1 protein-coding gene and 1 pseudogene are annotated in these 1006 nt (G+C 41.7%); one reads left to right on the forward strand and one right to left on the reverse strand.

Going from position 1 to position 1006, the window contains the following annotated elements; genetic code table 11:
• Positions 1-216 (forward strand): annotated as a pseudogene (locus FNW02_RS38270) (sigma-70 family RNA polymerase sigma factor); the annotation flags it as partial.
• A 395-nt stretch (positions 217-611) separates the two neighbouring features.
• Here FNW02_RS38270 and FNW02_RS38275 read toward each other — a convergent pair.
• Positions 612-959, reverse strand: coding sequence for a hypothetical protein (locus FNW02_RS38275; RefSeq protein WP_225226359.1), 348 nt, complete (start codon positions 957-959; stop codon positions 612-614).
• Positions 960-1006 lie beyond the last annotated feature (47 nt).

The raw sequence follows: 1006 nt of genomic DNA on the forward strand, positions 1-1006 counted from the left end.
AATACAGACTCAGACGGAGAACTGCGTCATACTTACATTAAAGGGCGTCCAGATGTGAATTGTCAGGTGTTGATTCTCAAACGCCTACCCCCAGAAATTAGTTGGAGAGAATTGTCCGAGGAATTTGAGCTACCAATTCCGACATTGAGCAGTTTTTATCAACGTCAGTGTCTACCGCGCTTGCGAAGTTTTGCTAAACTTGAAGGCTTATTATAAAGGGTGAAATCAGCGAGATTGTTGCTTGACAAATAGTATCACGCTATTGCCAACTGGGAGGAGATTGCAAAAAATAAGCGGTGTCCAAGGACAAGCCGCTGACGCTCCTTCTCTGCGAGACGCTATGCGAACGTTGCTACCGCTTCGCTAATGCGTCTACGCTCCTACTCCCGCAAATCCAGTGAACAGTAAAGAGGCAAGGGCTGCCGATTCAATGGTGCAGCCAATGAACTTCTTCATCTTGAAAATTCTTCTGCTCCGGCGACGAAAAACCAATTTATCTTATTAGCTGAGGGGATCAGTGTTGATGTGATAGCTCGGTCTACTGGCTTATCAGTAGAAGTAGTGCAACAACTACAGCAGAGAAAATCTAAGAACCAAGAATGATTTTAATACTATCTCTGTATTGAATCTGACCAACTAGGGCTGTATTTCAAGTCCCGATTTTCTTCGGTATTTAGTGATAGTAGTCGTTTTTGTAACTGTTTGTACTTGTCCCAATTCCTAGGATTATGACGTGATGACATTGATTCTTCAAACTCCCAGTTTTGAGAACTGATATCAAATAACTCAATAGCTGCATCAAACCCGCATTGTAAGAATCTGGTGTATGATTCTTCAGACCAGAGAATTGATTCGACAATTGCAGTTAGTAATTTGAGATTAGTAGTCCACCAAGGCATTTTTGCTGGGTAAGCCCCTCTAATTGATAAACTAGTCAAAAAAGGGGTTGAGCATGGCAAAAAAGTATGTTGTAGATTTAAGCGAAGAGGAAGTTTTACAACTGCAA

The organism is Komarekiella delphini-convector SJRDD-AB1, from assembly GCF_014831675.1.
GTDB lineage: Bacteria > Cyanobacteriota > Cyanobacteriia > Cyanobacteriales > Nostocaceae > Komarekiella.